The organism is Streptomyces sp. NPDC051684, assembly GCF_044453445.1.
Taxonomy (GTDB): domain Bacteria; phylum Actinomycetota; class Actinomycetes; order Streptomycetales; family Streptomycetaceae; genus Streptomyces.
The window spans coordinates 1-23,101 of sequence record NZ_JBITCS010000008.1 but is presented as its reverse complement, the minus strand read 5'-3'; the positions used below and the strand labels follow the sequence as shown (position 1 = coordinate 23,101).

Annotated in this window: 25 protein-coding genes and 7 tRNA genes; 22 read left to right on the top strand and 10 right to left on the bottom strand. The window is 70.7% G+C overall.

Features of this window, described 5'->3' with window-relative positions; translation table 11 throughout:
• The first annotated feature begins 78 nt into the window (after positions 1–78).
• Both cobA and ACIA8D_RS11925 read left to right on the top strand, forming a co-directional pair.
• Positions 79–1,314, top strand: a complete 1,236-nt coding sequence (gene cobA, locus ACIA8D_RS11930) for a uroporphyrinogen-III C-methyltransferase (RefSeq protein WP_399231116.1) — start codon at positions 79–81, stop codon at positions 1,312–1,314.
• Between the two features lie 64 nt (positions 1,315–1,378).
• Positions 1,379–2,212, top strand: coding sequence for a TrmH family RNA methyltransferase (locus tag ACIA8D_RS11925; protein ID WP_399231115.1), 834 nt, complete (start codon positions 1,379–1,381; stop codon positions 2,210–2,212).
• Between the two features lie 3 nt (positions 2,213–2,215).
• On the opposite strand, the gene ACIA8D_RS11920 is transcribed toward ACIA8D_RS11925, so the two are convergent.
• Complete coding sequence (locus ACIA8D_RS11920; protein ID WP_399231512.1) at positions 2,216–3,490, bottom strand: serine/threonine-protein kinase; 1,275 nt, start codon at positions 3,488–3,490, stop codon at positions 2,216–2,218.
• A 199-nt stretch (positions 3,491–3,689) separates the two neighbouring features.
• On the opposite strand from ACIA8D_RS11920, the gene ACIA8D_RS11915 reads away from it, so the two are divergent.
• From ACIA8D_RS11915 to ACIA8D_RS11900, 4 genes are all read left to right on the top strand, one after another.
• Positions 3,690–3,965, top strand: a complete 276-nt coding sequence (locus ACIA8D_RS11915; protein ID WP_385762948.1) for a hypothetical protein — start codon at positions 3,690–3,692, stop codon at positions 3,963–3,965.
• 232 nt (positions 3,966–4,197) lie between these two features.
• A complete protein-coding gene (locus tag ACIA8D_RS11910) occupies positions 4,198–4,404 on the top strand; it encodes a hypothetical protein (RefSeq protein WP_385762950.1) in 207 nt (68 codons plus the stop codon).
• 155 nt (positions 4,405–4,559) lie between these two features.
• Positions 4,560–5,510, top strand: a complete 951-nt coding sequence (locus ACIA8D_RS11905; protein ID WP_399231112.1) for an aminoglycoside phosphotransferase family protein — start codon at positions 4,560–4,562, stop codon at positions 5,508–5,510.
• 69 nt (positions 5,511–5,579) lie between these two features.
• Positions 5,580–5,864 carry a zf-TFIIB domain-containing protein gene (locus tag ACIA8D_RS11900; RefSeq protein WP_399231110.1) on the top strand — a complete coding sequence of 95 codons (285 nt, stop codon included), beginning with the start codon at positions 5,580–5,582 and terminating at the stop codon, positions 5,862–5,864.
• A gap of 95 nt (positions 5,865–5,959) precedes the next feature.
• Here ACIA8D_RS11900 and ACIA8D_RS11895 read toward each other — a convergent pair.
• The 5 genes from ACIA8D_RS11895 to ACIA8D_RS11875 all read right to left on the bottom strand — a co-directional run bounded on the left by ACIA8D_RS11895 (position 5,960) and on the right by ACIA8D_RS11875 (position 6,408).
• Positions 5,960–6,034: transfer RNA gene (locus ACIA8D_RS11895), tRNA-Val, on the bottom strand.
• A 21-nt stretch (positions 6,035–6,055) separates the two neighbouring features.
• Positions 6,056–6,127: transfer RNA gene (locus tag ACIA8D_RS11890), tRNA-Val, on the bottom strand.
• Positions 6,128–6,151: 24 nt separating this feature from the next.
• Positions 6,152–6,223, bottom strand: a tRNA-Val gene (locus ACIA8D_RS11885).
• 1 nt (position 6,224) lies between these two features.
• Positions 6,225–6,298: transfer RNA gene (locus tag ACIA8D_RS11880), tRNA-Cys, on the bottom strand.
• Between the two features lie 37 nt (positions 6,299–6,335).
• Positions 6,336–6,408, bottom strand: a tRNA-Gly gene (locus tag ACIA8D_RS11875).
• A gap of 155 nt (positions 6,409–6,563) precedes the next feature.
• Here ACIA8D_RS11875 and ACIA8D_RS11870 point away from each other — a divergent pair.
• The 3 genes from ACIA8D_RS11870 to ACIA8D_RS11860 are packed head-to-tail and all read left to right on the top strand — an operon-like array spanning position 6,564 to position 9,304.
• Positions 6,564–7,601, top strand: coding sequence for a chorismate-binding protein (locus ACIA8D_RS11870; protein ID WP_399231108.1), 1,038 nt, complete (start codon positions 6,564–6,566; stop codon positions 7,599–7,601).
• 13 nt (positions 7,602–7,614) lie between these two features.
• Complete coding sequence (locus tag ACIA8D_RS11865; protein WP_399231106.1) at positions 7,615–8,436, top strand: aminotransferase class IV; 822 nt, start codon at positions 7,615–7,617, stop codon at positions 8,434–8,436.
• Positions 8,437–8,479: 43 nt separating this feature from the next.
• Positions 8,480–9,304 carry a GNAT family N-acetyltransferase gene (locus tag ACIA8D_RS11860; RefSeq protein ID WP_399231104.1) on the top strand — a complete coding sequence of 275 codons (825 nt, stop codon included), beginning with the start codon at positions 8,480–8,482 and terminating at the stop codon, positions 9,302–9,304.
• Positions 9,305–9,307: 3 nt separating this feature from the next.
• On the opposite strand, the gene ACIA8D_RS11855 is transcribed toward ACIA8D_RS11860, so the two are convergent.
• Entirely contained in the window at positions 9,308–9,811 is a 504-nt protein-coding gene (locus ACIA8D_RS11855; protein WP_399231102.1) for a DsbA family protein, read from the bottom strand.
• 188 nt (positions 9,812–9,999) lie between these two features.
• Between ACIA8D_RS11855 and ACIA8D_RS11850 the strand changes: the two genes are divergently transcribed.
• Both ACIA8D_RS11850 and ACIA8D_RS11845 read left to right on the top strand, forming a co-directional pair.
• Positions 10,000–10,434, top strand: coding sequence for a hypothetical protein (locus ACIA8D_RS11850; protein WP_399231100.1), 435 nt, complete (start codon positions 10,000–10,002; stop codon positions 10,432–10,434).
• A 107-nt stretch (positions 10,435–10,541) separates the two neighbouring features.
• A complete protein-coding gene (locus ACIA8D_RS11845) occupies positions 10,542–10,766 on the top strand; it encodes a hypothetical protein (protein WP_399231098.1) in 225 nt (74 codons plus the stop codon).
• 6 nt (positions 10,767–10,772) lie between these two features.
• On the opposite strand, the gene ACIA8D_RS11840 is transcribed toward ACIA8D_RS11845, so the two are convergent.
• Together ACIA8D_RS11840 and ACIA8D_RS11835 are read right to left on the bottom strand one after the other, a co-directional pair.
• Positions 10,773–11,333, bottom strand: a complete 561-nt coding sequence (locus ACIA8D_RS11840) for a CGNR zinc finger domain-containing protein (RefSeq protein ID WP_399231096.1) — start codon at positions 11,331–11,333, stop codon at positions 10,773–10,775.
• A gap of 244 nt (positions 11,334–11,577) precedes the next feature.
• Entirely contained in the window at positions 11,578–11,991 is a 414-nt protein-coding gene (locus tag ACIA8D_RS11835) for an SsgA family sporulation/cell division regulator (RefSeq protein ID WP_010351314.1), read from the bottom strand.
• A gap of 190 nt (positions 11,992–12,181) precedes the next feature.
• Here ACIA8D_RS11835 and ACIA8D_RS11830 point away from each other — a divergent pair, with 190 nt between their 5' ends.
• From ACIA8D_RS11830 to ACIA8D_RS11790, 9 genes are all read left to right on the top strand, one after another.
• Positions 12,182–12,661, top strand: a complete 480-nt coding sequence (locus ACIA8D_RS11830) for a TIGR02611 family protein (RefSeq protein ID WP_399231094.1) — start codon at positions 12,182–12,184, stop codon at positions 12,659–12,661.
• Positions 12,662–12,736: 75 nt separating this feature from the next.
• A tRNA-Val gene (locus ACIA8D_RS11825) sits at positions 12,737–12,808 on the top strand.
• Between the two features lie 365 nt (positions 12,809–13,173).
• Complete coding sequence (locus tag ACIA8D_RS11820; RefSeq protein ID WP_399231092.1) at positions 13,174–14,319, top strand: ABC transporter substrate-binding protein; 1,146 nt, start codon at positions 13,174–13,176, stop codon at positions 14,317–14,319.
• A 32-nt stretch (positions 14,320–14,351) separates the two neighbouring features.
• Positions 14,352–15,308 carry a carbohydrate ABC transporter permease gene (locus ACIA8D_RS11815; protein ID WP_399231090.1) on the top strand — a complete coding sequence of 319 codons (957 nt, stop codon included), beginning with the start codon at positions 14,352–14,354 and terminating at the stop codon, positions 15,306–15,308.
• Positions 15,305–16,177: a carbohydrate ABC transporter permease gene (locus ACIA8D_RS11810; RefSeq protein ID WP_399231087.1), complete on the top strand. Its 873-nt coding sequence runs from the start codon at positions 15,305–15,307 to the stop codon at positions 16,175–16,177. Before ACIA8D_RS11815 ends, ACIA8D_RS11810 begins: the two co-directional genes overlap by 4 nt.
• 14 nt (positions 16,178–16,191) lie before the next feature.
• Complete coding sequence (locus ACIA8D_RS11805) at positions 16,192–16,758, top strand: hypothetical protein (RefSeq protein ID WP_399231085.1); 567 nt, start codon at positions 16,192–16,194, stop codon at positions 16,756–16,758.
• 65 nt (positions 16,759–16,823) lie between these two features.
• On the top strand, positions 16,824–19,568 hold the full coding sequence (locus tag ACIA8D_RS11800) for a Tat pathway signal sequence domain protein (RefSeq protein WP_399231083.1): 2,745 nt from the start codon (positions 16,824–16,826) through the stop codon (positions 19,566–19,568).
• Positions 19,569–19,586: 18 nt separating this feature from the next.
• Positions 19,587–20,042 carry an SRPBCC family protein gene (locus ACIA8D_RS11795; RefSeq protein WP_399231082.1) on the top strand — a complete coding sequence of 152 codons (456 nt, stop codon included), beginning with the start codon at positions 19,587–19,589 and terminating at the stop codon, positions 20,040–20,042.
• Between the two features lie 53 nt (positions 20,043–20,095).
• Positions 20,096–20,167, top strand: a tRNA-Val gene (locus tag ACIA8D_RS11790).
• A 76-nt stretch (positions 20,168–20,243) separates the two neighbouring features.
• Here ACIA8D_RS11790 and ACIA8D_RS11785 read toward each other — a convergent pair.
• Complete coding sequence (locus ACIA8D_RS11785; protein ID WP_399231081.1) at positions 20,244–20,969, bottom strand: 3'-5' exonuclease; 726 nt, start codon at positions 20,967–20,969, stop codon at positions 20,244–20,246.
• A 184-nt stretch (positions 20,970–21,153) separates the two neighbouring features.
• Here ACIA8D_RS11785 and ACIA8D_RS11780 point away from each other — a divergent pair, with 184 nt between their 5' ends.
• Together ACIA8D_RS11780 and ACIA8D_RS11775 are read left to right on the top strand one after the other, a co-directional pair.
• Positions 21,154–21,720: a DUF4365 domain-containing protein gene (locus ACIA8D_RS11780; RefSeq protein ID WP_399231079.1), complete on the top strand. Its 567-nt coding sequence runs from the start codon at positions 21,154–21,156 to the stop codon at positions 21,718–21,720.
• 36 nt (positions 21,721–21,756) lie between these two features.
• Positions 21,757–22,974, top strand: a complete 1,218-nt coding sequence (locus ACIA8D_RS11775) for a hypothetical protein (RefSeq protein WP_399231078.1) — start codon at positions 21,757–21,759, stop codon at positions 22,972–22,974.
• Positions 22,975–23,101 lie beyond the last annotated feature (127 nt).

The window sequence follows — 23,101 nt, the reverse complement described above, 5'->3', positions numbered from 1 at the left end:
GCCCCCGGCTTGTGAAACCTCCCCGTCACGTTCACGACGTACGCTCACAAACAAAACCCGCACGCCAGAGGACACCGCATGCCCGCCGCCGACCACCCCGCCTACCCCGTAGGGCTCCGCCTGACCGGCCGCCGAGTCGTCGTCCTGGGCGGCGGCCAGGTAGCCCAGCGCAGGCTCCCCGCCCTGATCGCCGCGGGCGCGGACATCACGTTGATCTCCCCTTCCGCGACCCCTTCGGTCGAGGCGATGGCGACGGCCGACGAGATCACTTGGATCCAGCGCCGCTACGAGCCCGGCGACCTCGCCGACACCTGGTACGCCCTGGTGGCCACCAGCGACAAGCAGACGAACGACGCGGCCTCGGCCGAAGCGGAGCGCACCCGCACCTGGTGCGTCCGCTCCGACGACGCCGACGAGGCGACCGCCTGGACCCCGGCGACCGGCCGCGCCGACGGCGTGACCGTGGCCGTTCTGACGACGGAGGCGGCCGACCGCGACCCCCGCCGCACCGCCGCCGTCCGCGACGCCATCGTCGAGGCCCTGCACGACGGCACGGTCACCGCCCAGCGCACCCACAAGCCCGGTGTCGCGCTCGTCGGCGGCGGCCCCGGCGACCCGGACCTCATCACCGTGCGCGGCCGCCGCCTCCTCGCCGAGGCCGACGTCGTGATCGCCGACCGGCTCGGCCCGCGCGACCTCCTCGACGAACTCCCGCCGCACGTCGAGGTGATCGACGCCGCGAAGATCCCGTACGGCCGCCAGATGGTCCAGGAGGCCATCAACGACGCGCTGATCGACCACGCCAAGCAGGGCAAGGCCGTGGTCCGTCTCAAGGGCGGCGACCCGTTCGTCTTCGGCCGCGGCATGGAGGAGGCCCAGGCGCTCGCCGCCGAGGGCATCCCCGTCACGGTCGTCCCCGGCATCTCCAGCTCCATCAGCGTCCCCGGCGCGGCCGGCATACCGGTCACGCACCGCGGCGTAGCCCACGAGTTCACGGTCGTCAGCGGTCACGTGGCCCCGGACGACGAGCGCTCGCTGGTCGACTGGGCGGCGATGGCGAAGCTCACCGGCACCCTCGTGATCCTCATGGGAGTCGACAAGATCGCAAAGATCGCCGAGGCACTGGTCTCGCACGGGAAGTCCCCGGACACCCCCGTCGCCCTCGTCCAGGAGGGCACCACCGCAGCCCAGCGCCGCGTCGACGCCACCCTCGCGACGGTCGGCGAACGCGCCGTCTCCGAAGGGGTCAAGCCCCCGGCGGTCATCGTGATCGGCGACGTGGTGAACGAGAACCCGCACAAGCACCAGAAGTAACCAGCGGTAACGTAACTCGTTCCGAGCCGTTGGCACCACACCCAGAACAAGGCAGTATCGACCCGTGGCTGAAGCTGAACATCGAGGGATCATCACCATCGATGACCCCGACGACCCGCGCCTGTCCGACTACACGGGCCTGACCGACGTAGAACTGCGTCGCAAACGCGAACCGGCCGAGGGCCTGTTCATCGCCGAGGGCGAGAAGGTCATCCGGCGCGCCAAGCTCGCCGGGTACGAGATGCGCTCGATGCTGCTGTCCGCGAAGTGGGTCGACGTCATGCGCGACGTCATCGACGAGGTCCCCGCCCCGGTCTACGCGGTCGCCCCCGATCTGGCCGAACAGGTCACCGGCTACCACGTGCACCGCGGCGCCCTCGCCTCCATGCAGCGCAAGCCGCTCCCGACCGCCGACGAGCTGCTCACCACGGCCCGCCGCGTCGTCGTCATGGAGTCGGTCAACGACCACACCAACATCGGCGCGATCTTCCGCAGCGCCGCCGCGCTCGGCATGGACGCGGTCCTGCTCTCCCCGGACTGCGCCGACCCGCTCTACCGCCGTTCCGTGAAGGTCTCCATGGGCGCCGTCTTCTCCGTGCCGTACGCGCGTCTGGAGGCCTGGCCGAAGTCCCTGGAGACGGTTCGCGACGCCGGCTTCGAACTCCTCGCGCTGACCCCGGCCGAACAGGCCAAGTCCCTGGACGAGGTGGCGCCGCACCGCATGGACCGCGTCGCGCTGATGCTCGGCGCGGAGGGCGACGGCCTGTCCACCAAGGCCCTGATGGCGGCGGACGAATGGGTCCGCATCCCGATGGCCCACGGAGTCGACTCGCTCAACGTGGGCGCGGCGGCCGCCGTCGCGTTCTACGCGGTGGCGACGGGCCGCCCCGAGCTCTGACGGTCAGCGCTCCGGAAGTGGCAGCGATCCGGCGGCGGACGTCGTCCGCTGCCCGCTGTCGCCGAGGCCGCGCGTCGGCCCCTGGCAGCCCTGCGCCGCCGCGATGGCCAGCGCCACGAGCAGCGTCACGACGACGAACACGGTGAGCCGCTGGCGCAGCAACCGCGGGTTCGCGGGCCGCAGCTTCTTGCCGCTGCCCGTGCCGTTCGTACGCGGCGCCGGGCGCCCCGCACCGCTGCGCGGCCCGGACCGGCCGTTGCTTGAACGGCTGTTCGTGTTCCGCGCGGGCGCCGACCCGTTGCTCCTGCCGTTGCTGGGCCGCGAGGTGGGAGTCCCCGGCTGCGTACGCCGCTGGGTGCGCTGCCCCTCGTAGGTGTCGGCGAGCCGTCCGGTCGGCCGGTCCTGCTCGGCGGTGCGCGGCGCGGGCGGCCGCGGCTCCGTCGCGATGCCCTGTGCCTCACGGGCCGCGATCTCCTTGAGCCGCAGCGACAGTTGCAGCGTGCTCGGCCGCTCCTCCGGGTCCTTCGCCAGGCACGCGCGCAGCAGCGGCGCGAGCGCGTCCGGCACCCCGGCCAGCTGCGCCTCCTCGTGCACGACCCGGTAGAGCATGACCTCGGAACTGCCGTGCCCGAAGGGGGAGTCACCCATCGCGGAGTACGCGAGCGTGGCCCCCAGGGCGAACACATCGGTCGCGGGCGTCACGGCGGCGCCGCGCACCTGCTCGGGCGCGAGGAACCCGGGGGAGCCGACCGCGGTGCCCACATGGGTCAGCGTCGAGGCGCCGGTTGCCCACGCGATGCCGAAGTCGATGATCCGCGGCCCCTTCGGGGACAGCAGGATGTTGGACGGCTTGAGATCGCGGTGCACGACCCCGGCCTCGTGGACGGCGACGAGCCCTTCGGACAGCGCGGCCCCCACGGCCGCCACGTCCGAGGCGGCCAGTGGCCCCTCCTCCGCCACCTTGTCGTGCAGCGAGGGACCCGGCACGTACTGCGTCGCGAACCACGGCCGCTCCGCCTCCAGATCGGCGGCGACGAGCCGGGCGGTGCAGCCGCCGCGGATCCGCCGGGCGGCGGACACCTCGCGCGCGAACCGCGACCGGAACTCCTGGTCCTCCGCCAGATCAGGCCTGATCACCTTGAGCGCGACCCGCTGGCCGCGCCGGTCGGACCCGAGGTAGACCACGCCCATCCCGCCGGCCCCGAGGCGTCTGTGAAGCCTGAACGAGCCGACGACGCGCGGGTCCTCGCGCCTCAGGCGCATCATCGCCATGTTCATCCCCGCTGCTGCCCGGTCCGTCTGACGAGCCACAGCTTACGTTTTCGCGCACGGCGGCGCGCAAAGGCCGCGCCCTCGCGGCCGATTCGATTGTCAGTGCCCGGTGGGAAACTTGAAGGGTGGTCAGGGAGCGCGGGAGCGGGGCGGCTTGTCCGGCGCCCCCGCGCCAACAGGGCGGCCTTGGAGGGGGATTGGACCCATGAAGGGTGACCGGGTCGAGATAGTCGTGGATGCCGGGGACACGACGCGTACGTATGAGGTGACGGCGGGCCGGGCGGGCCGGAGGGTGGAGACGGCGGTGCGCAGAGGGGTGGTGGAAGTGAGCGAAGTCACCCGATCCGGATCCGTGGTGCGCACCGCGCGCTTCATGGCCACCAGGGTCCTGGCGCTGGTAGAACACCCGGTCCCGCGCGAGGAGCCCGCCGAGCGGGAGGCCCGCGTCGGCCGCCCCCTCGGGGAAGACCCCGAGGCCTAGGACCTCGTCTCCACCCAGGGGAGTACATCGGGCGGAGGTGGTCATCCTCGGGGAGGCCCGGCAATCGGTACGAGGGCATGACGTCTCGGGCGCCCGCCACTCATAGATTTGAGGTCAAGCGGCGGGTACGGCACTCGTCCCCCGAGGTCAGGTATCCGCCGCTTGCCAAGTCACAAGAGCTCGCAAGAACTCACAAGACGCAAGAACTCAAGATTTCGACCGGGAGAGGACCATGGCGGACACGGCACCGCGGACGACAGCGTTCCGCACAGTGGCCCGCAGGGCGGGCCTTTTCGGTGGCCCCGCGACCGACCGCCGGCATCCGCTGGTGGCCGCGGCCATGGTTCTCCCTCTCGCGGCCCTTCTCGTCGTCGTGTTCGGCGGCTGGGACGCGGTGGTCACACAGGCGTCGTCCGTGGGCGTGATGCTGGGGCGCTGAGCGGCGCTCCCAGGCCCGGAAGAGCGGTCCGGGCGGGGACATCCGGCCATGAAACCCCGTGGGGACGGGGGTGCGGCGGACGGCACAAATGCTGCGCGCAGCTGGGGAGCTGCGCGCAGCATTATTTTGTGCCCGGAGCACCGTAGGCTGCCGCCGTGACCACGCTCATCGTTCCCGCGCTCAGGGCCGAGGCCCGGGGCGCGGCCCATCCGTCGGGAATCGCCTGCGTGTGCGGCGCCGCGACCCTCGCCGACCGCCCCGACGCCACCGTGGTCCGGCACGGCGACACCGTCGCCAAGGCGCACGCCCCCGGCACCGACCCGGCCGAGCTGGACCTCCGCCTCGCCGTGGCCACCCACCCCTCCCTGGCCCGCGTCCTGCTGCGCCCGCTGCGCCCCACGGCGACGGCCCTGGACGACCGCCTCGTCACGTTCTGGCCGCACGGCGCCCCCGTGGACCCGGACCACCCGGAGCTCGCCCCCTGGGAGGCCGTGGGCGCCCTTCTCGCCCGCCTGCACTGCACGCCGGCGCACGAACTCCCGCCCGCGCTTCCCCCCATGCGCGGCCCGCTCAAGGCGGCCGCCGCCGTGGCGCGCCTGCGGGCCTCGGCCCCCGACCACCCGGCGGCCCCGCCGATCCTCGACGCCTGGCGCACCCTGCCGCCCTGGTCCCGCGCCGAAGCCCCGTACGGGCACGCGAGCGCCCTGTGCCACGGCGATCTGCACCTCGGCCAGCTGGTCCGCCACCCCGCCGACTCCGCCGCGTGGACGCTGATCGACGTCGACGACCTCGGAATCGGCGACCCAGCCTGGGACTTGGCCCGCCCCGCCGCCTGGTTCGCCTGCGGCCTGCTGTCCGCCGAGGACTGGACCCGCTTCCTCGGCGCCTACCAACGCACAGGCGGCGCAAAGGAACTGAGCGTTCCCGACCCCTGGCCCGCCCTGGACGTCCCGGCCCGCGCCCTCACCGTGCAGACCGCCGCGCTCGCCGTCGCGAAGGCCACCGGTGCGGGCCGCGCGCTCGACGAGGTGGAGGAGGCCGTCGTCGACGCCTGCGCCCGAATGGCATCGGTGCCGACGCAGTTCGAGGACGAACCGGCCAAGTAGGGTGCGGGGGACGGAAGCCGGGAAGTGTTCCGGCGAAGCAGCACCGAACGGCGAGGAGTTGAGCCGAGCATGCAGTGTCCGAAGTGTCACGCACCGATGCACACGTACAACCGCAATGGTGTCCAGATCGAGCAGTGCAGCGGTTGCCGCGGGATATTCCTGGACTACGGCGAGCTGGAGTCGCTGACCCGCCTGGAGTCGCAGTGGCAGCAGCAGGCCCCGCCGCCCCCGCCCGCCCCGCAGGGCTACCCGGCCCCCGCGGCCCCGGCCTGGGGAGCCCCGCACCACGGCGGTCACCACGGCCACCACGGTCACCACAATCGTGGCTTCGGCCGGATGCTGTTCTCCTCCTGAGGCGCTGAGCGGCTCTTCTCCCGAAGGGCCGCCCGGCTCCCCGGGCCGTCCGGAACGGAAGAAGCCCCCGGCCACGAGGACCGGGGGCTTCTTTCTGGTGCGCGATACTGGGATTGAACCAGTGACCTCTTCCGTGTCAGGGAAGCGCTCTCCCGCTGAGCTAATCGCGCGGGACGATCCTTGCGGACCAGTGGACGATACTGGGATTGAACCAGTGACCTCTTCCGTGTCAGGGAAGCGCTCTCCCGCTGAGCTAATCGTCCGGGACGGAGGCCCTGAGGCCCCAGTGCGCGATACTGGGATTGAACCAGTGACCTCTTCCGTGTCAGGGAAGCGCTCTCCCGCTGAGCTAATCGCGCTTGGAGGTGGAGACGGGATTTGAACCCGTGTAGACGGCTTTGCAGGCCGTTGCCTCGCCTCTCGGCCACTCCACCAGGAGCGTAGGGGTTCGGGAAGATCCCCCACATCCTGAGCGAACGACCGGGTTCGAACCGGCGACCTCAACCTTGGCAAGGTTGCGCTCTACCAACTGAGCTACGTTCGCGTGTCTTTCCGTTCCGCTTGCGCGTCCCGGCGACGTGTTGAACTCTAGCGGATTCCTGGGGGAGGTCCAAAACGCGTTTGCGCAGCGTGCTGCGGTGCCACCGGCGAAGGTCCTGCTCAGGTGGGCCCATCGTCATCAGCCATAGACTCGAAGGCGTGCACGACCTCCCTGCTCTGGCCCGCTTCGGCGGGCTCGTCGCGACCGATCTGCGCGACGTCACCAGCGATCCCGCGGCCCTCGACTCCAGCGGCTTCTGGGCCGTCTGCGCCGATTTCGAGGGCCGCCTCGTCTGCGCCCGCTTCGGGCACGTGCGCGAGGAACCGGTGCCCGCCCCGCGGCCCGGCGCCTGGCACGGGCCCGCGCCGACGGACTGGACGTCCTCGCTCGACCACGCCGCGTACACGGACGGCGTGCGCCGCATCCGCGCGCACATCGCGACCGGTGAGGTCTACCAGGCCAATCTCTGCCGGGTGCTCTCCGCGCCCGTCGCCCCGGACGCCGACGTGGACGCCCTCACCGCTCTCCTCGCGCGCGGGAACCCGGCGCCGTACGCAGGAACGATCCGGCTGCCGGAGCACGGCGTGGAGGTCGCCACGGCCTCGCCCGAACTGTTCCTGCGCAGGGACGGGCAGGTCGTCGAAACCGGGCCGATCAAGGGGACCGGGCGCACCGAGGCGGACCTTCTCGACAAGGACCACGCCGAGAACGTGATGATCGTCGACCTGGTCCGCAACGATCTGGGCGTCGTCTGCGCCACCGGCAGCGTGACCGTCCCCGAACTGTGCGTGGTCGAGAAGCACCCGGGCCTCGTCCACCTCGTCTCCACCGTGCGCGGCGACCTGCCCGAGGCGGCCGGCTGGCCCGAGCTGCTCGACGCGGTGTTCCCGCCCGGCTCCGTCACCGGCGCCCCGAAGTCCAGCGCCCTGCGGATCATCGGCGAGCTTGAGACGGCGCCGCGCGGCCCCTACTGCGGCGGCATCGGCTGGGTGGACGCGGACCGGGGGAGCGGGGAACTGGCCGTCGGGATCCGCACCTTCTGGATCGACCGGGGCGCCGGCGGCGACGTCCTGCGCTTCGGCACCGGGGCCGGGATCACCTGGGGCTCCGCCCCGGAGCGGGAGTGGCGGGAGACCGAGCTGAAGGCGGCGCGGCTGTTGGCGGTAGCGTCGGGAACGTACGCATTCGAACAGTGAGAGGCATGGACCCGTGAAGATCTGGCTCGACGGCCGGCTGCAGGACACCGAGGCGGCGCGCGTCTCCGTCTTCGACCACGGGCTCACCGTGGGCGACGGCATCTTCGAGACGGTGAAGGCCGTCGAAGGCAAGCCGTTCGCGCTCACCCGGCACCTCGACCGGCTCGCCCGCTCGGCCCGCGGGCTCGGACTGCCCGAGCCCGACCTCGACGAGGTCCGCCGCGCCTGCGCCGCCGTCCTCGAGGCCAACCCGATGGCCCTCGGTCGCCTGCGCATCACCTACACCGGCGGCCTCTCCCCGCTCGGCTCCGACCGCGGCGAGCACGGCGCGACGCTCGTCGTCGCCCTCGGCGAGGCCAAGCGGCGCCCCGACAGCACCGCCGTGATCACCGTCCCGTGGACCCGCAACGAGCGCGGCGCCCTCGCGGGCCTGAAGACCACCTCGTACGCGGAGAACGTCGTCGCCCTGGCGCGCGCCCACGAACACGGCGCGTCCGAGGCCCTGTTCGCGAACACGGTGGGGCAGCTGTGCGAGGGCACGGGCTCCAACGTCTTCGTCGTCCTGGACGGTGAGATCCACACCCCGCCGCTGACGGCGGGCCCGCTCGCCGGCATCACGCGCGCCCTCGCCGCGGAGTGGACCGGCGCCAAGGAGACCGACCTGCCGCTCTCCGTCCTCGCGGAGGCCGACGAGGTCTTCCTGACGTCGACGCTGCGCGACGTCCAGGCCGTGCACCGCGTCGACGACCGCGACCTGACGGACGCGCCGGGCCCCGTCACCGCGAAGGCGATGCGCGTGTGGGACGAGCGGGCAGCAGACCAGCTGGACCCGTAAATCCCTTGTCGCGTCGGGGGCGCGTACGGGTACAACACCCGTGATGACCACGACCCTGCGGCCGACCGAGCCGCTCCAGCGCACCCCCGACGGCTCGCGCTCGCGTCACTACGCGGTGTGTGTGAACAGCCGCCCCGTCGGCACCCTGCACCTCGCCACGCACCCGGTCTTCGGCCCCTCCGTCGCCCAGATACTCGAACTGAGCGTCGACGATAAGGACCGGGGGCGCGGCCGCGGCACCGTCGCGGCGCTCGCCGCCGAGGAGGTCGCCCGCTCCTGGAACTGCCGCCGCGTCGAGCTGGCGGTCCCCGCCGAGGCGCGGAACATGCTCCGCCTCGCGGGCGCCCTCGGCTACGTGGAACGCAACCGGAACATGGCGAAGGCCCTGCCCGAACAGCCGCCCGCCCTCCTCGAAGGCACCGTCGGGCGGCGCATGACGGAGGCCGAGTACGGCCCGTGGCTCGCGCACACCAAGGCCGCGTACGCGCGCACCTGGGTCGAGCGCGGCGCCACCGAGGAGGAGGCGCACCAAAAAGCGGAACGCGATCACGCCGCGCTGCTCCCGGACGGCGTCGCCACCCCGGACGTCCTGCTCGGCGTCCTGGAGCACGAGGGGGAGCGGGTCGGCACGCTCTGGGTGGCGCAGCGACCCGGGGAGGCCTTCGTCTTCGACGTCGAGGTGGCGGCCGAGCACCAGGGGCGCGGGCACGGGCGCGCGCTGATGGCGTTCGCCGAGGCCGACTCGATCGCCGCGGGCGCCACCCGGATCGGCCTCAACGTCTTCGCGGGCAACGCGACCGCGCTCGGCCTGTACACCTCGCTCGGCTACGAGCCGACCACCCTCTACCTCTACAAACAGCTGCTGTGAGGGTCAGCCCCGCTCGGCCAGCAGCCGGTCCGCGATCTCCTCGATCCGCTCGCGCAGCCCCTCCTGGCTCTTGCCGCCGTGCAGGAGCTCCCCGCCGATCTCGTACGTGGGCGTGCCGGTCACGCCGATGACCTTGCCCTCGGCCTGGTCGGCGTCGACGATCAGGATGTGCCGGCCGTCGACCAGCGCGGTGTCGAACTCCTCGGCGTCCAGGCCGAGTTCGCCCGCCACCTCGACAAGGAACTTCTCGCCCTTGCGGTCGAACTCCTCGACCCGTCCGAGCACGGCCTCCACGTACGGCCACCCCTTGCCCTGCGCGAACGCCTCCTCGGCGGCCTGCGCACCGGCGAAGGAGTGCTTGTGCTTCTCGAGCGGGAAGTGCCGCAGGCGCAGCTCGACGCGGTCGCCGTAGCGCTCGCGCAGCGCGCGGAGGTCGTCCAGGGCGGAGCGGCAGTCGGGGCACTGCAGCTCGCACCACACGTCAAGGATGGGCTTCGGGGCGTTCATGGGGGCCAGTCTCCCAGGAGCGCCCGCCGGGCCCAACCTGGACCTGGGGAGGAGCGGCGACCCCGAGATGTCCCCCAGATGTGGCCGCGGAGGGTCCTGGGCGTGGCCCCGGGACCCCTGGGCGGTGCAGGATGGAAGGGGCGAAGCGCCCCTGATCGCCCTTTGATGTCCGAACTCGGGAGGACCGGATGATTGCCGAGACCGTGTGTTCCGCCGTTGCCGTGGCGGGCCTGGGCATCGCCGGGGTTCTCGCCTTCCGCAAGCGGTTCCTCAAGGCCGCCCGCACCGCCGCCTACGCCCTCGTGCCGCTGGGCCTGGTGATGACGGGCGCGGTGGAGTGGGTCGTGGACACGGCGTTCAGTCCGACCGCCTGGGCAGGCTTCGGCGTGCTCGGCGTTGCCTGGCTGATGTTCATGGGAACGCGGGCCGTCGAGCGGCGCCGCTCCGGCCGCCCCGCCAAGGAGGACAAGGCCGCTGTCGCCCCCGGCGCCTCGGCACCCTCGCTCGGCGAGAGCCGCCGCACCCCGCCGGCCGTGCAGCAGAAACAGCCGAAGCAGTCGAAGGCCGAGCCGACCGAGGACTTCAGCGACATCGAGGCGATCCTCAAGAAGCACGGCATCTGACGACAACGGATGCCCGCGTCCCGCTGTCACGGGTTGTGGCGAACTACCCCTCGAAAGTGGTGGGTTGAGCCCCCGTCACCCGATAAGTGCGTCATCATCGCGACGAGATGCTGGACACACCGCAGCTGCCCGAGCAGCTGGACGCCGACCAGGGGCAGGCCCTCCGCAGCGAGCCCACGCCGCCCGCACCCGTACCTGTACGAACCGAGACGCGGCCCGAGAGTCAGCGCGGCTGTCTCTTCGCGCTCTCCCAACCCCCGCTGATGATCTTCCTGGGAGTGATCGGCAGCCTGCTCCTGCTGGCGGCGCTGCACGACCTCCTGCTGCTGTGAACGGTTTCAGCCCGTGGCTTCCTTGCGGCGTGCCCGGTAGGCCGCGACATGCAGCCGGTTCCCGCACGTACGGCTGTCGCAGTAGCGGCGCGAACGGTTGCGGGACAGATCGACGAACGCGAACCGGCAGTCGGGCGCCTCGCAGCGCCGCAGCCGCTCCTGCTCCCCGGCGACCACGAAGAACGCCAGGGCCATCCCGCAGTCGGCCGCCAGGTGGTCGGCGACGGAGGCGCCGGGCGCGAAGTAGTGCATGTGCCAGTCGTAGCCGTCGTGGTCCGTGAGGCGGGGCGTGGTGCCCGCCTCGGCGACCAGTTCGTTGATCACCGCCGCCGCCGTCCGCTGGTCACTCGCCGCGAACACGGCCGCGAAGCGGTCACGCACCGTACGGACCGAGTGAAGATCGTCTTCGGTGATCACGCCGACATCGCTGACATCGTTCCTTCGTACGAAATCCGTCAGCGCGGCCAGACTCTCGAGCCCGTCCGCCTTCGTGTCACCGTCCGGTGTCGTGTTCACCAGATCGACCACGGTGTCGAGCGCGCACCGGGTGTCGTGGGTGATCAGCACGATTCGCTCCCTGGCCTGGGGTAGGGCTCCCGCCCGCCGATGCCGCACGAGCCTAGTACCTGCGGGCCTCCTGGAACGCACCTGCGCCGCCACCGTGGAAACTCCCACGGCGGCGGCGCCGGTGTATGCCGTATGCGGTTGTCCCGACCGTGCTGCCGTGCCGTTCCCCGAGTGGACGGCACGGCACGCTCTCGCGCTGCTCACGCCGACCGGGTGCCGGCGCGGGCCTCATCGTTCCGCGGCGCTAGTTCTCCGCGAGGATGTGCGACAGCTCCTGGTCGAGGTCGAAGTGGCGGTGTTCCGTGCCGGGTGGCACGGCGGCGTCCGTTCGCTTGAGGAACGACTCCAGGGCCCGCGCCGGGGCCTCGAGCAGAGCCTCGCCCTCGGGGGAGCTCAGGGCGATGCAGACAACGCCCTGACCGTGGCTGCGGGACGGCCAGACTCGGACGTCTCCGGTGCCGGTCGGCCGATGAAGGCCTTCGGCGAGGAGGTCGCGGGCAAACACCCATTCGACTGTCTCCTCGGCTCCGGTGTGGAAGGTGGCGTGCACGGCATACGGATCGGCCGTGTCATACCGCAGACCTGCGGGAACGGGCAGTGAGGACTCGCTCGACACAACGAGGCGCAGGTGCAGCTCGCAGCTGACCGTGGTGTTCATAAGCGCCAGGGCCTTTCGCTCAGTGTGCGCTCGGGGATTCGCACGTCGGCGAAATCGACATGCCACCTACGGTGCCGTTGTAAACCCCTCTGAGTGTTTTGAGCGTCTTTAGGTAGCTCGTACGGCCGAGTCTTATCTGTGCGACAACGCCCATTCCGGTGACGCGAAAGAGTCGGGTAGGTTTGAGTGCATGAATACGGGGAGTGACAAGGGGGCCAAGGAGCCCGAGGCGCCGGAGCGGGCCGATGCTGCCTCCGGGGCCGGTGTCGACGGCGGGGCGACCGAGGCGGCCGAGGGGAAGCCGCTGGGGTCGCGGGCGCCGGGGTTCATCCAGGCCAGGAGGACGCTGCACCTGAGCTGGCAGGTCGGCGTCTTCATCGTGGGTCTCGCGGTGGTCGTGGGCGGCGTGATCATGCTGCCGCTGCCTGGGCCCGGCTGGCTGGTGATCTTCGGCGGCATGGCGATCTGGGCGACCGAGTTCGTCTGGGCGCAGCTGGTCCTGCGCTGGACGAAGCGGAAGGTCACGGAGGCGACGCAGCGCGCCCTGGACCCCAAGGTGCGGCGGCGGAACATCATCCTGACCACGATCGGCGTGGTGATCATCGCCGTGCTCGGCGGGGTCTACGTATGGAAGTTCGGCCTCGAGATGCCGTGGAACATCAAGCAGTGACGGTGTGCTGCCGATCGGGGGGTGCGGGGTGGTCCCAGGCACCCCCTGACATGGGGTAATGTTCTTCCTGCGCCCGGGCGATTAGCTCAGTGGGAGAGCGCTTCGTTCACACCGAAGAGGTCACTGGTTCGAACCCAGTATCGCCCACCCGGACCGAGGGCCCCGGAGACATCGAGTCTCCGGGGCCCTCGGCGTTTTTCGTGTCCGACCTGGGCTTTCGAAGCGCTTCAACCCCAAACTCTGTCCGAACTGTTGACGCACCCCCCACCCGTCTCTACTTTTGCTCGGCAAGCGCTTACCTAAAACGATTCAACGCGCAGGTGGAGGGGCTGGCTGTGCCTATGAACAGGGATCTTGATCGACGGGGCCTGCTGAAGGTCACGGGGGCGTCGGCCGCCGCGCTCGGCCTCACGGCGGTCGGGTGTGGTGGTGACGGAGGGTCAGGAGGTGCGGGGGACGCGGAAGGGCCGGCGACCCTGCGGTTCGCCTGGTGGGGAGGCGAACCGCGTGCCGTGAAAATCAAGAAGGCGATCGCGCTCTTCGAGAAGAAGAATCCGAAGATCAAAATCAAGCCCGAATTCACCGATTACCAGGCATTCTGGGAGAAGTTCCAGACGCAGGCCTCGGGTGGAAATCCTCCGGATGTATTCCTCAACTCCGTTGCCTTCCTTGCGAAGTACGACAAGCGCGGAGTTCTGCTCGACCTCAAGTCCCAGGTGGATGCCGGGAATCTGAGCCTCAAGCAGTTCCGCGGCGGCGTCGAGACGGCCGGTCAGGTCTCCGGCGGCAAGCAGGTCGCGGTTCCGGTCGGTGCCAACACCATGTCGCTCGTCATCGACAAGAAGGCCTGGGACAAGGCGGGCGTGACGCCGAAGTTCGGCTGGACCTGGGACGAGTACTTCGAGTCGCTCCAGACCATCCAGGACAAGCTGAAGATCGCGGGCGACACGGGCTACGCCGGCGTCATGTACCTGTACGACCCGTACCTCCGTCAGAACGGCAAGGCGTTCTTCAAGGACGGCAAACTCGGCTTCACCGAGGACGATCTGACGCAGTGGTGGTCCGACTACTACAAGCGCGTGAAGTCCGGGATCGTCGCCGACCCGAAGAAGATCGAGCAGGTCAAGCCGAAGTCCGGGCTCTCCGCCGGGCTCGCGGGCGCCGAGTTCACCTGGGACAACTTCTCGGTGCGCTACGAGGGCGAGGGCGACTCCGACTACGCGCTCGCGCCGATCCCGACCACCGACGGCAAGGGCACCGGCCAGTACCTCGGTTCGCTGATGCTGTCGATCTCCACCAAGTGCAAGGCCCAGGCGCAGGCCGCCAGGTTCATCGACTTCATGGTCCACGACCCCGAGGTCGGCAAGGTCATGGGCTACGACATGGGCGTGCTCGCCACCGACGAGCAGTTCGACGCGTACAAGCCCGGCGCCGAGAGCGACAAGGCGGTCGCCGAGGCCAACAAGGGCATCGCCGCGTACGAGACCGAGGTCGACAAGGCCGGGGTGCTCGGGAAGATCACGCCGCATCCCTCGGGCGCGGATGTCGTCGAGGCCGCGTTCCTGCGCATCGCCGGCGACGTCGCCAACGCCAAGCAGAAGGTGCCGGCAGCGGTGAAACAGTTCTTCAGTGAGGCCGAGGCCGCCTTCCAGGCCTGACAGCCCCTACGTTTCCGAGGGGAAACAGCACCATGTCGCTCGTCAAGGACGCCACAGTCCTGGCCGACGAGAGGAACATCGTCCGACCCGTCGCACAAAAGCGACGGGGGCGGCGCGACAACCTCGCCGGCTATCTGTTCCTGTCGCCGTGGCTCGCGGGGTTCCTGCTGCTCACGGCGGGGCCGATGATCGCCTCGATCTACTACGCGTTCACGGACTACAACCTGTTCGCGGCGCCCAAGTGGATCGGCCTCGACAACTTCACCGCCATGTTCGACGACCCGCGCTGGCAGAAGTCCGTGCAGGTCACCCTCAAGTACGTGGTCATCGGCACCCCGCTGAAACTGCTGCTCGCGCTCGGCGTCGCGCTGCTGCTCAACCAGAGCCGCCGCGGCCAGGGCCTGTACCGGGCCGCGTTCTACGCGCCGTCGCTGATCGGCGCCAGCGTCTCCGTCGGCTTCGTCTGGCGGGCGATCTTCTCCGACAACGCCGTCGTCGACAAGGGACTCGGCTCGCTCGGCCTGAATCTCGGCGGCTGGATCGGCGACCCCGACCTCATCCTCTACTCGCTCGTCGCGCTCACCGTCTGGCAGTTCGGCGCGCCCATGGTCATCTTCCTCGCCGGGCTCAAGCAGGTGCCGCGCGAGCTGTACGAGGCCGCGGCCGTCGACGGGGCGGGACCGCTGCGCCGGTTCTGGAACATCACGCTGCCGATGATTTCCCCGGTGCTCTTCTTCAACGTCCTGCTGGAGTCGATCCACTCGTTCCAGATCTTCGGCTCCGCGTACGTCGTCTCCAACACGTTCTGCGGACCGGCCGACTCCACCCTCGTCTACACCTGCTACCTGTACCAAAAGGGCTTCCAGCAGTCCCAGATGGGCTTCGCGTCCGCCATGGCCTGGATGCTGCTGCTGGCCGTCGCGCTCGTCACCGCCGTCCTGTTCTGGTCCCAGAAGAAGTGGGTGCACTACGAGGAGGACGCCAAGTGACCGCCCTGACACCCGAGTTGAAGAGCGCCGCGAACCCCCGCAGGCGTACGGGCTCCGTCGTCTGGCACCTCTTCTCCCTCGCCGTGCTCTGTGTCGTCCTCTACCCCGTCGTCTGGGTGATCGGCGCCGCCTTCAAACCCGGCAAGAAGATCGTCGGCTCGCTCGACCTGTTCCCCGCCGACCCGATCCTGGACAACGTCAGAGGCCTCGCCGACGGCATCGCCGGCATCTCCATCGGCACGTTCTTCACCAACTCGCTTTTCTACGCGGGCATGGCCGTCGTCGGCGTCGTCATCTCCAGCTCCCTGACCGCCTACGCCTTCGCGAAGATCCCCTTCCGGGGCCGGAACCTGCTCTTCGCACTGATGATCGGCACGCTGCTGCTGCCGTACCACGTGCTCCTCATCCCGCAGTACGTCATGTTCCAGAAGCTGGAGCTCATCAACACGTACGTGCCGCTGCTCGCGGGCAAGTTCCTCGCCACGGAGGCCTTCTTCGTCTTCCTCATGGTGCAGTTCATGCGTGGGCTGCCGCGCGAACTGGACGAGGCGGCGCGCCTCGACGGCTGCGGCCATCTGCGGATCTACTGGTCGATCGTGCTGCCGCTGTGCAGACCCGCCCTGATCACCAGCGCGATTTTCACGTTCATCAACGCCTGGAACGACTTCATGGGCCCGCTGATCTACCTCAACGAGCCCTCCAAATACACCGTCTCGCTCGGCCTGATGATGTTCCGCGACCAGCAGGGCATCTCCGACTACGGCGGTCAGATCGCCATGGCGATGACGGCGCTCATCCCGGTCATCGCCTTCTTCATGGCCTTCCAGCGGTATCTGATCGACGGCATGGCCACATCGGGGCTCAAGTGAAGGGCCCGGCCCCGGTGACGGAATCGCGGCGCCGCGTCGGGTTCGCCGTCTTCGCCGAGTGTCTGCTCACCGGGGTGTGGATCGCGCTCGCGTCCGTGCCCGTCGTCACCGCCCCGGCCGCCTTCGCGGCCGGGGCCCGGCACCTGCGCCGACACCTCGGCCAACAGATGTGCGGCTGGCGGGAGTTCGTCGCCGACTTCCGCCTCGCCGTGCGCCACGGCTGGCTCGTCGGTCTCGCGGGGGCGGCCGGATTCCTCGCCGTCCGCGTCGACCTGGGCATGGCGCGGGTCGGGCTGCCTGGCGGGCAGCTCGCCGCCGCCGTCGGCATCGTCGCGCTCATCGGCGGCGCCGTCGCCGTGCTGCGTGCCGCCGCCCTGTGGGAACCGGGCCTGCCCTGGCGGGCACTGCTCGGCGCCGCCGCCCGGCGCACCGTACGGGCACCCGGCGGATCACTGCTCCTGGTGTGCGGCATCGCGCTCGTCGTCCTCGGCGCCGAATTCCTCCCGCCGCTCGCGGTCCCGGTGCTCGGCATCCTCGCCGCGGCGGCCGTCGCGGTGGAGGAACGCGGCCGCGCCCACTGACCCGCACAGCCCTGCTCGTACCCCCTGCTCGTACGCACCTTTGGCATGCACGGAAAGGAACGACGATGTCCCCCATTCCCCGCAGGTCCCTCCTCAAGGCCGCCGCGGTCGCCGGCGCCGCAGCCCAGTTCAGCTGGGCGCTCGGCGACAAGAAGGCGCAGGCCGCACCGGCCGCCGCGCCCGCACAGGCGGAACCCGTCACGCTCGGCTGGCTGGAGGACGGCGGGCTCGGCGCGGCCCCCGGCGCCACCGTCGGCGTGCCCTGGCCCAAGGGCGCGTACGACAAGGGGCAGGAGTTCGCCCTCACCACCGAGGACGGCAAGCAGGTCCCCGTCCAGACCTGGCCCCTCGCCCAGTGGCCCGACGGCTCGCTGAAGTGGACCGCGCACGCCGTGGGACCGGGGGCCGGGGACGGAAAGCTCTCCCTGAAGGCGGGCAGCGCCGCCGCGCCAGACAAGAAGGTGAGTGTCTCGACGAGCGGCGGCACCGTCACTGTCGACACCGGCGTCGTCGTCGCCAAGCTCGGCAAGAGCGGATCCAGCCTGGTCAAGTCCGTCACCCGGGGCTCCACCGAGATCGCCAAGGACGGCCGGCTCGTCCTCCTGCGGCAGGGCGAGATCGAGGACGGCGACCAGGGCGCCGCGAAGTACGAGCGGTTCGAGTCCGTCATCGAGCAGACGAAGGTCGAGCAGGAGGGCCCGGTCCGTGCCGTCGTCCGCATCGACGGCAAGCACCGCAAGGGGAGCCGCAGTTGGCTGCCCTTCTCCGTCCGCCTCTACTTCTACGCGGGCGCCGAGTCCTTCCGCATGGTGCACACCATCACGTACGACGGCACCCAGGAACCAGGCAAGGCCTCCGGCGACTTCATCCGCGGGCTCGGCGTCCGGTTCACCGTGCCGATGCGCGACAAGGCGTACGACCGGCACATCCGCATCGGCGGCGAGGGCACCGGCATGCTCCGCGAGGCCGTCCAGGGCATCACCGGTCTGCGCCGCGACCCGGGCGCCGCCGTGCAGGCCGCCCAGTTCGCGGGCGAGAAGCTGCCCGACCCCGCGACCTGGGACCAGCGCGTCACGACCCGCCTCCAGTACATCCCCGAATGGGGCGACTACTCCCTCTCCCAGCTCTCCGCGGACGGCTTCACCCTCAAGAAGCGCACCAAGAAGGGACACGGCTGGATCGGCGCCGGCGGTGGCCGTCGCGCCAGCGGATTCGGCTACGTCGGCGGGGCGAGCGGCGGACTCTCCTTCGGCCTGCGCGACTTCTGGGAGAAGCACCCGGCCGGCCTCGACATCCGCGGCGCCCAGACCGACGAGGCCGAGGTCACCCTCTGGCTCTGGTCGCCCGAGGCCCAGCCCATGGACCTGCGCTTCTACCACGACGGCATGGGCCAGGACACGTACGCGGAGCAGCTCGAGGGCCTCAACATCACGTACGAGGACTACGAGCCCGAGTTCGGCACCCCGTACGGCATCGCCCGCACCAGCGAGCTGATGTTCTGGGCGAACGAGTCCACCCCGAAGCCCGAGGCGTTCGCCCGGCAGGTCGACGCCGTGCGCGTGGCCCCGCAGCTCGCCGCGCCGCCGAAGCAGCTCATCAGGGCGAAGGTCTTCGGCCCCGGCCTCTACTCCGAGCCCGACCGCTCCACCCCCGCCAAGGCGAAGATCGAGGACCACCTCGACTTCCTCTTCACCTACTACAAGGACCAGGTGGAGATGCGTCGTTGGTACGGCTTCTGGGACTACGGCGATGTGATGCACTCCTACGATCCGGCGCGCCACCAGTGGCGATACGACGTGGGCGGCTACGCCTGGGACAACTCGGAGCTGTCGCCCGACCTCTGGCTCTGGTTCGCGTACCTGCGCTCCGGCCGCGCCGACATCTTCCGCTTCGCCGAGGCCATGACCCGGCACACCGGCGAGGTAGACGTCTACCACCTCGGCAAATGGGCCGGACTCGGCACCCGGCACGGCGTCCAGCACTACGCCGACTCCGCGAAGCAGCAGCGCATCGCCAACACCACGTACCGCCGCTACTACTACTTCCTCACCGGCGACGAGCGCGTCGGCGACCTCATGCACGCCAACGTCGACTCCGACGAGACGTTCCTCGTGCTCGACCCGCAGCGCAAGGTCCGTCCCGATCCCGACTACAAGCCCGACCCGCACGCCCTGTCCATCGGCTTCGGCACCGACTGGAGCGGCCTCGTCTCGGCCTGGCTCACCGAGTGGGAGCGGCGCGGGCCGAAGTGGGAGAAGGCGAAGGCCCGCGTCCTGTCGACCATGGAGACGATCGCCGCGCAGCCCAACGGGTTCGTGCAGGGCAGCGGGCTCTACGACCTCGACACCGGCAAGTTCGCCATCGCCGACAAACCGGTCGTCGGCGTCTCCCACCTGTCGGCGGTCTTCGGCCTCAACGAGCTGTGCGCCGAGCTGATCGACCAGGTCGACATGCCGAAGTTCGAGGAGGCGTACTACGACTACTGCCGTTACTTCAACGCCACCAAGGCGGAACAGAAGGAGCGCTACGGCTCGGACTTCGGCTCGCTCATCCTCTTCCAGGGACACTCCCGGCTCGACGCCTACGCCGCCGTGCGCACCGGCGACGACAAGCTGGCCAAGCGGGCCTGGGAGAAGTTCTTCAAGAGCGACGGCTACACCGAGTCCTCGCCGTGGAGGACGGAGAAGGTGGACGGACCGGTGACGCTCGTCGCCGGCACCGAGGCAAACTGGGTCTACACCAACGACACGGCCCTGTACGGGCTGGCCGCCATCGAGAACCTCGCGCTGGTCGGGGACAAGATGCCCTGATCCCGGCAGACTCGGAGCATGGACTGGAACCGTTACCGCTTTCGCAGCGTGTGGGAACTGCCCGCCCCGCCGGGCGCCGTGTACGCGGTGCTCGAGCGGGCCGAGGAGTATCCGCGGTGGTGGCCCCAGGTCCGCTCGGTGACGCCGCTGAACGGCAGCGCGACCAGTGGCGACGCCGTCTTCCGGTCCTTCCTCCCGTACGAGCTGCACGTCACCGCGCGCGAGACGCGTCGGGATCCGGCCGCCGGAATCCTGGAGATCGCGATGACCGGTGACCTGGAGGGCTGGGCGCGCTGGACACTGACGCCGCTGCCGGGCGGCGGCACCCGCGCCGCCTACGACCAGGAGGTCGAGGTGGCCAAGCCGCTGATGCGCCGGTTCGCGGTGGCGGGCCGGCCGGTGTTCCTCGCGAACCACGCATGGATGATGCGGGGCGGACGGCGGGGTCTTGCCGCCCATCTGCGACCTGCATGACGCGACCGGTTTGAACACAGGGCGCCGCGACCTGTATTGTTCAACGCGTTCCCGGGCGATTAGCTCAGTGGGAGAGCGCTTCGTTCACACCGAAGAGGTCACTGGTTCGAACCCAGTATCGCCCACCCGGAGAATGACCGGTCCGTCGCACAGGCGGGCCGGTTTTTCGTTTCTGCCTCAGGGGCCCCGACGGGGGAACGATCAGGCCGCCGCCGGAAGTTCCGGGCGCAGCGGCCACGCCGGGTCCACGAACTCCGGGTTGCCGCTGCGGGCGAACCAGGCCTGCAGGCCGCGCGCCTGCGCCGCGTGCCAGACCGCCTGCAAGGTGTGCAGCTCGGCGGGGGAGAGGCGCTCCAGGCGGGACGCGAACCGGCGGCCCACCGCCCGCACCAGATCGAGGGACGCCTGCGCGTCCGCGCCCGCGTCGTGCGCCCCGGCCAGCTCCACCTCGTAGTGCTCGCACAGATCGGTCAGCGTGCGGCGGCCCTTGCGGTAGCGGTCCAGGTGCTTGTCCAGGACGCGCGGGTCGATCACGCACAGGGAAGCGGTCTCCAAGTAGTGGGAGAGCGCCGAGGCCCGGTGCCGCTTCAACTCGCGGTCAAGCAGCGTCAGATCGAACGGGGCGTTCATCACGACCAGTGGCCGTCCCGCCGCGGCCTGTTCGGCGAGCGCGCGGCCGACCTCCTCCATCACCGGAGCGGGCCAGCGCCCGTTCAGCTGCAGATGCTCGTCGGTCAGGCCGTGCACCTCGGTGGCACCGGCGGGCACCGGCACCCCCGGGTTCACCAGCCAGCGCGTCACCCGCGGTCGTGTTCCCGCCGCGTCCTGCACCACGACCGCGGCGGACACGATGCGATCGTTCTCCACATCCACGCCGGTCGTCTCGGTGTCGAAGGCGGCCAGCGGCCCTTCGTACCAGCACGTCATGATCTCTCAACTCCTGCTTCCCGCGCGGCAGATGACGTCCCGTCGACGTGTTGTCCCTGCCCCAAGCGGTGATACCCGCGCTGTTTGCGTCGTACGCCGAGCGGTGACAACACAGGTACGAGTCACGGCAGTTCAGCGGGGTGCCATCGGCGCGAACCCGCTTTCCCGGAAGGCCAGTTGGACCATGGCGCTCGCGCGGCCCGAATCAGGCGGGCTGCTGCCCGAGCGGATCGCACCGCCGCGCGGCACTCTCGCCACCACCGCCTGCATGGAGACCCTGCAGGTGGGCTATCTGCACGCCGTGGCCGCCGCCGCGGGATGCTCGCTCTCCCAGCCCTTTCCGGACAACGGCATCGACTGGCACGTCAGCCACAGCTCACCGGGCCACGCCATCGACGACGAAGTCACCATCAAGGTGCAGCTCAAGGCGACGTACCAGGTCGCGCCGGACCCGCCGGGGCCGTCCTTCGCGTTCACGCTCGACAACCCGCACCTGGAGAAGCTGGCCCGCACGCCGGTCTCGGTGCACAAGATCCTCGTCGTGATGCTCGTGCCGCGCTCCCAGGACGACTGGCTGCGCGCCGCCCACGACCGGCTCGACCTGCGGCACTGCTGCTACTGGATCAACCTCGCCGGACACCCGGTCACCGGGCGGCGCAGGACCACCGTGCGCGTCCCGACGACGCGGATCTTCGACGACCGCGCGCTCTGCGAGATCATGGCGAGGGTCGGCGCGGGTGGACGGCCCTGACGGTTCAACTCGGCCTGGGCCGAAGGGAGTTGTGTGATGCAGCACCGCCCGATCGATGAATCCCTGCGTCCGCTGGGCGCGGGGCGCGGCCACCCCGTCGACCTCGTCGGGCCCGAGCCGGGGCAGGTCGACCCCGCGGTGCTCGGTGCCCTGCTCGACCGGCACGGCTGGCAGCGGCGCGGCGGCGCCGCCGGGCGGTACACGCGCTGGACGCTGCCGGGGGCCGGGGCCCGCACCAGCCTGCTGGTGCCGGAGAGCCGGGCCTTCCCGGACTGCGAGGAACTGCTCGGTGAGGCGCTCGTCGCCCTCGAACGCAGCGGGACGCCGTCCGCGCGCGAGGTGCTGGTCTCGCTCGCCGTGCCGAGCGACGAGATCCGCTGGACGCGCGACGTCCCGGCCGGGCCCGCGGGAGCCTCGCCCTGGCCCGCCGAGGAGCAACTTCGGGGCGCGGCGCGGCAGATGCTGCTCGCGGGCGCCCTGGCCGCGCGCGGCCGCGCCGGGTACTACGGGGCCAGGCATCGGCGGCCCGCGGCCGCGGCCCTGGAGAACGTCCTGGTGCAGACGGCGTCCGGCGGGCGCCGGCTCACCGCGTTCGTGCCCGTCGCCACGGGGCGGCTGCTCGCCGTCCGGCTGCACCAGGCGCTGTACGCGGTGCGCGAGGCCATCGACTACCGGCGGGCCACCGGCGGCATGGACGCGTTCGACAGCGCGATCGAGGCGGGCGTCAGCCATGAACTCACGGAGGCGCTCGTCGCGCTGGTGCGCGGCACCGAGGGCGCGCGCGTCGGCGTCGCCTGGGCGCCCGCCGCCGGGGTGCCGCAGGAGTGCACGGACGGCGACGCGCCCGTCGAGTTCTCACCCGGCGACCTCGACGTGCTGCGCGAGGCCGGCGCCCGCTACCTGTACGCCGAACCGGCCGTCCCCGTCCGCGTCACCGGCACCGTCGTGCGCATGCGCCGTGCCGGGCCGCGCGGCGCGGGCACGGTGCGCCTGCGGGTGCTCGCGGGCGTCGAGGTTTCGCACGTACGGATGACGCTGGACGAGGAGGCGTACCGGATCGCGGGGCACGCGCATCTGGTGGGCCTGCCGATCCGGGTGCACGGGCGCCTGGAGAGCCGGGGCGGGTTCCGCCGCCTCACCGACGCGACCGGCGTCGTGCCCGTACAGGTGGAGGAGGCCGAGCGGGACCGGATGATGAAGTCGCTCCAGGAGAACCTGGACTTCTTCGAGGAGGCGTGCGCGGGGGAGGACTAGGGCTTGTCGTTTGGATCAGGCCGGATCAGGGAGCGGGGCCTGGCACGCACGCTCGCGGCGTTGTCGTCGGTCGACGACGCTCCGCGTCGCCTCCCTCCTCCGCCTTGCGATCGCACGCACCAGGCCC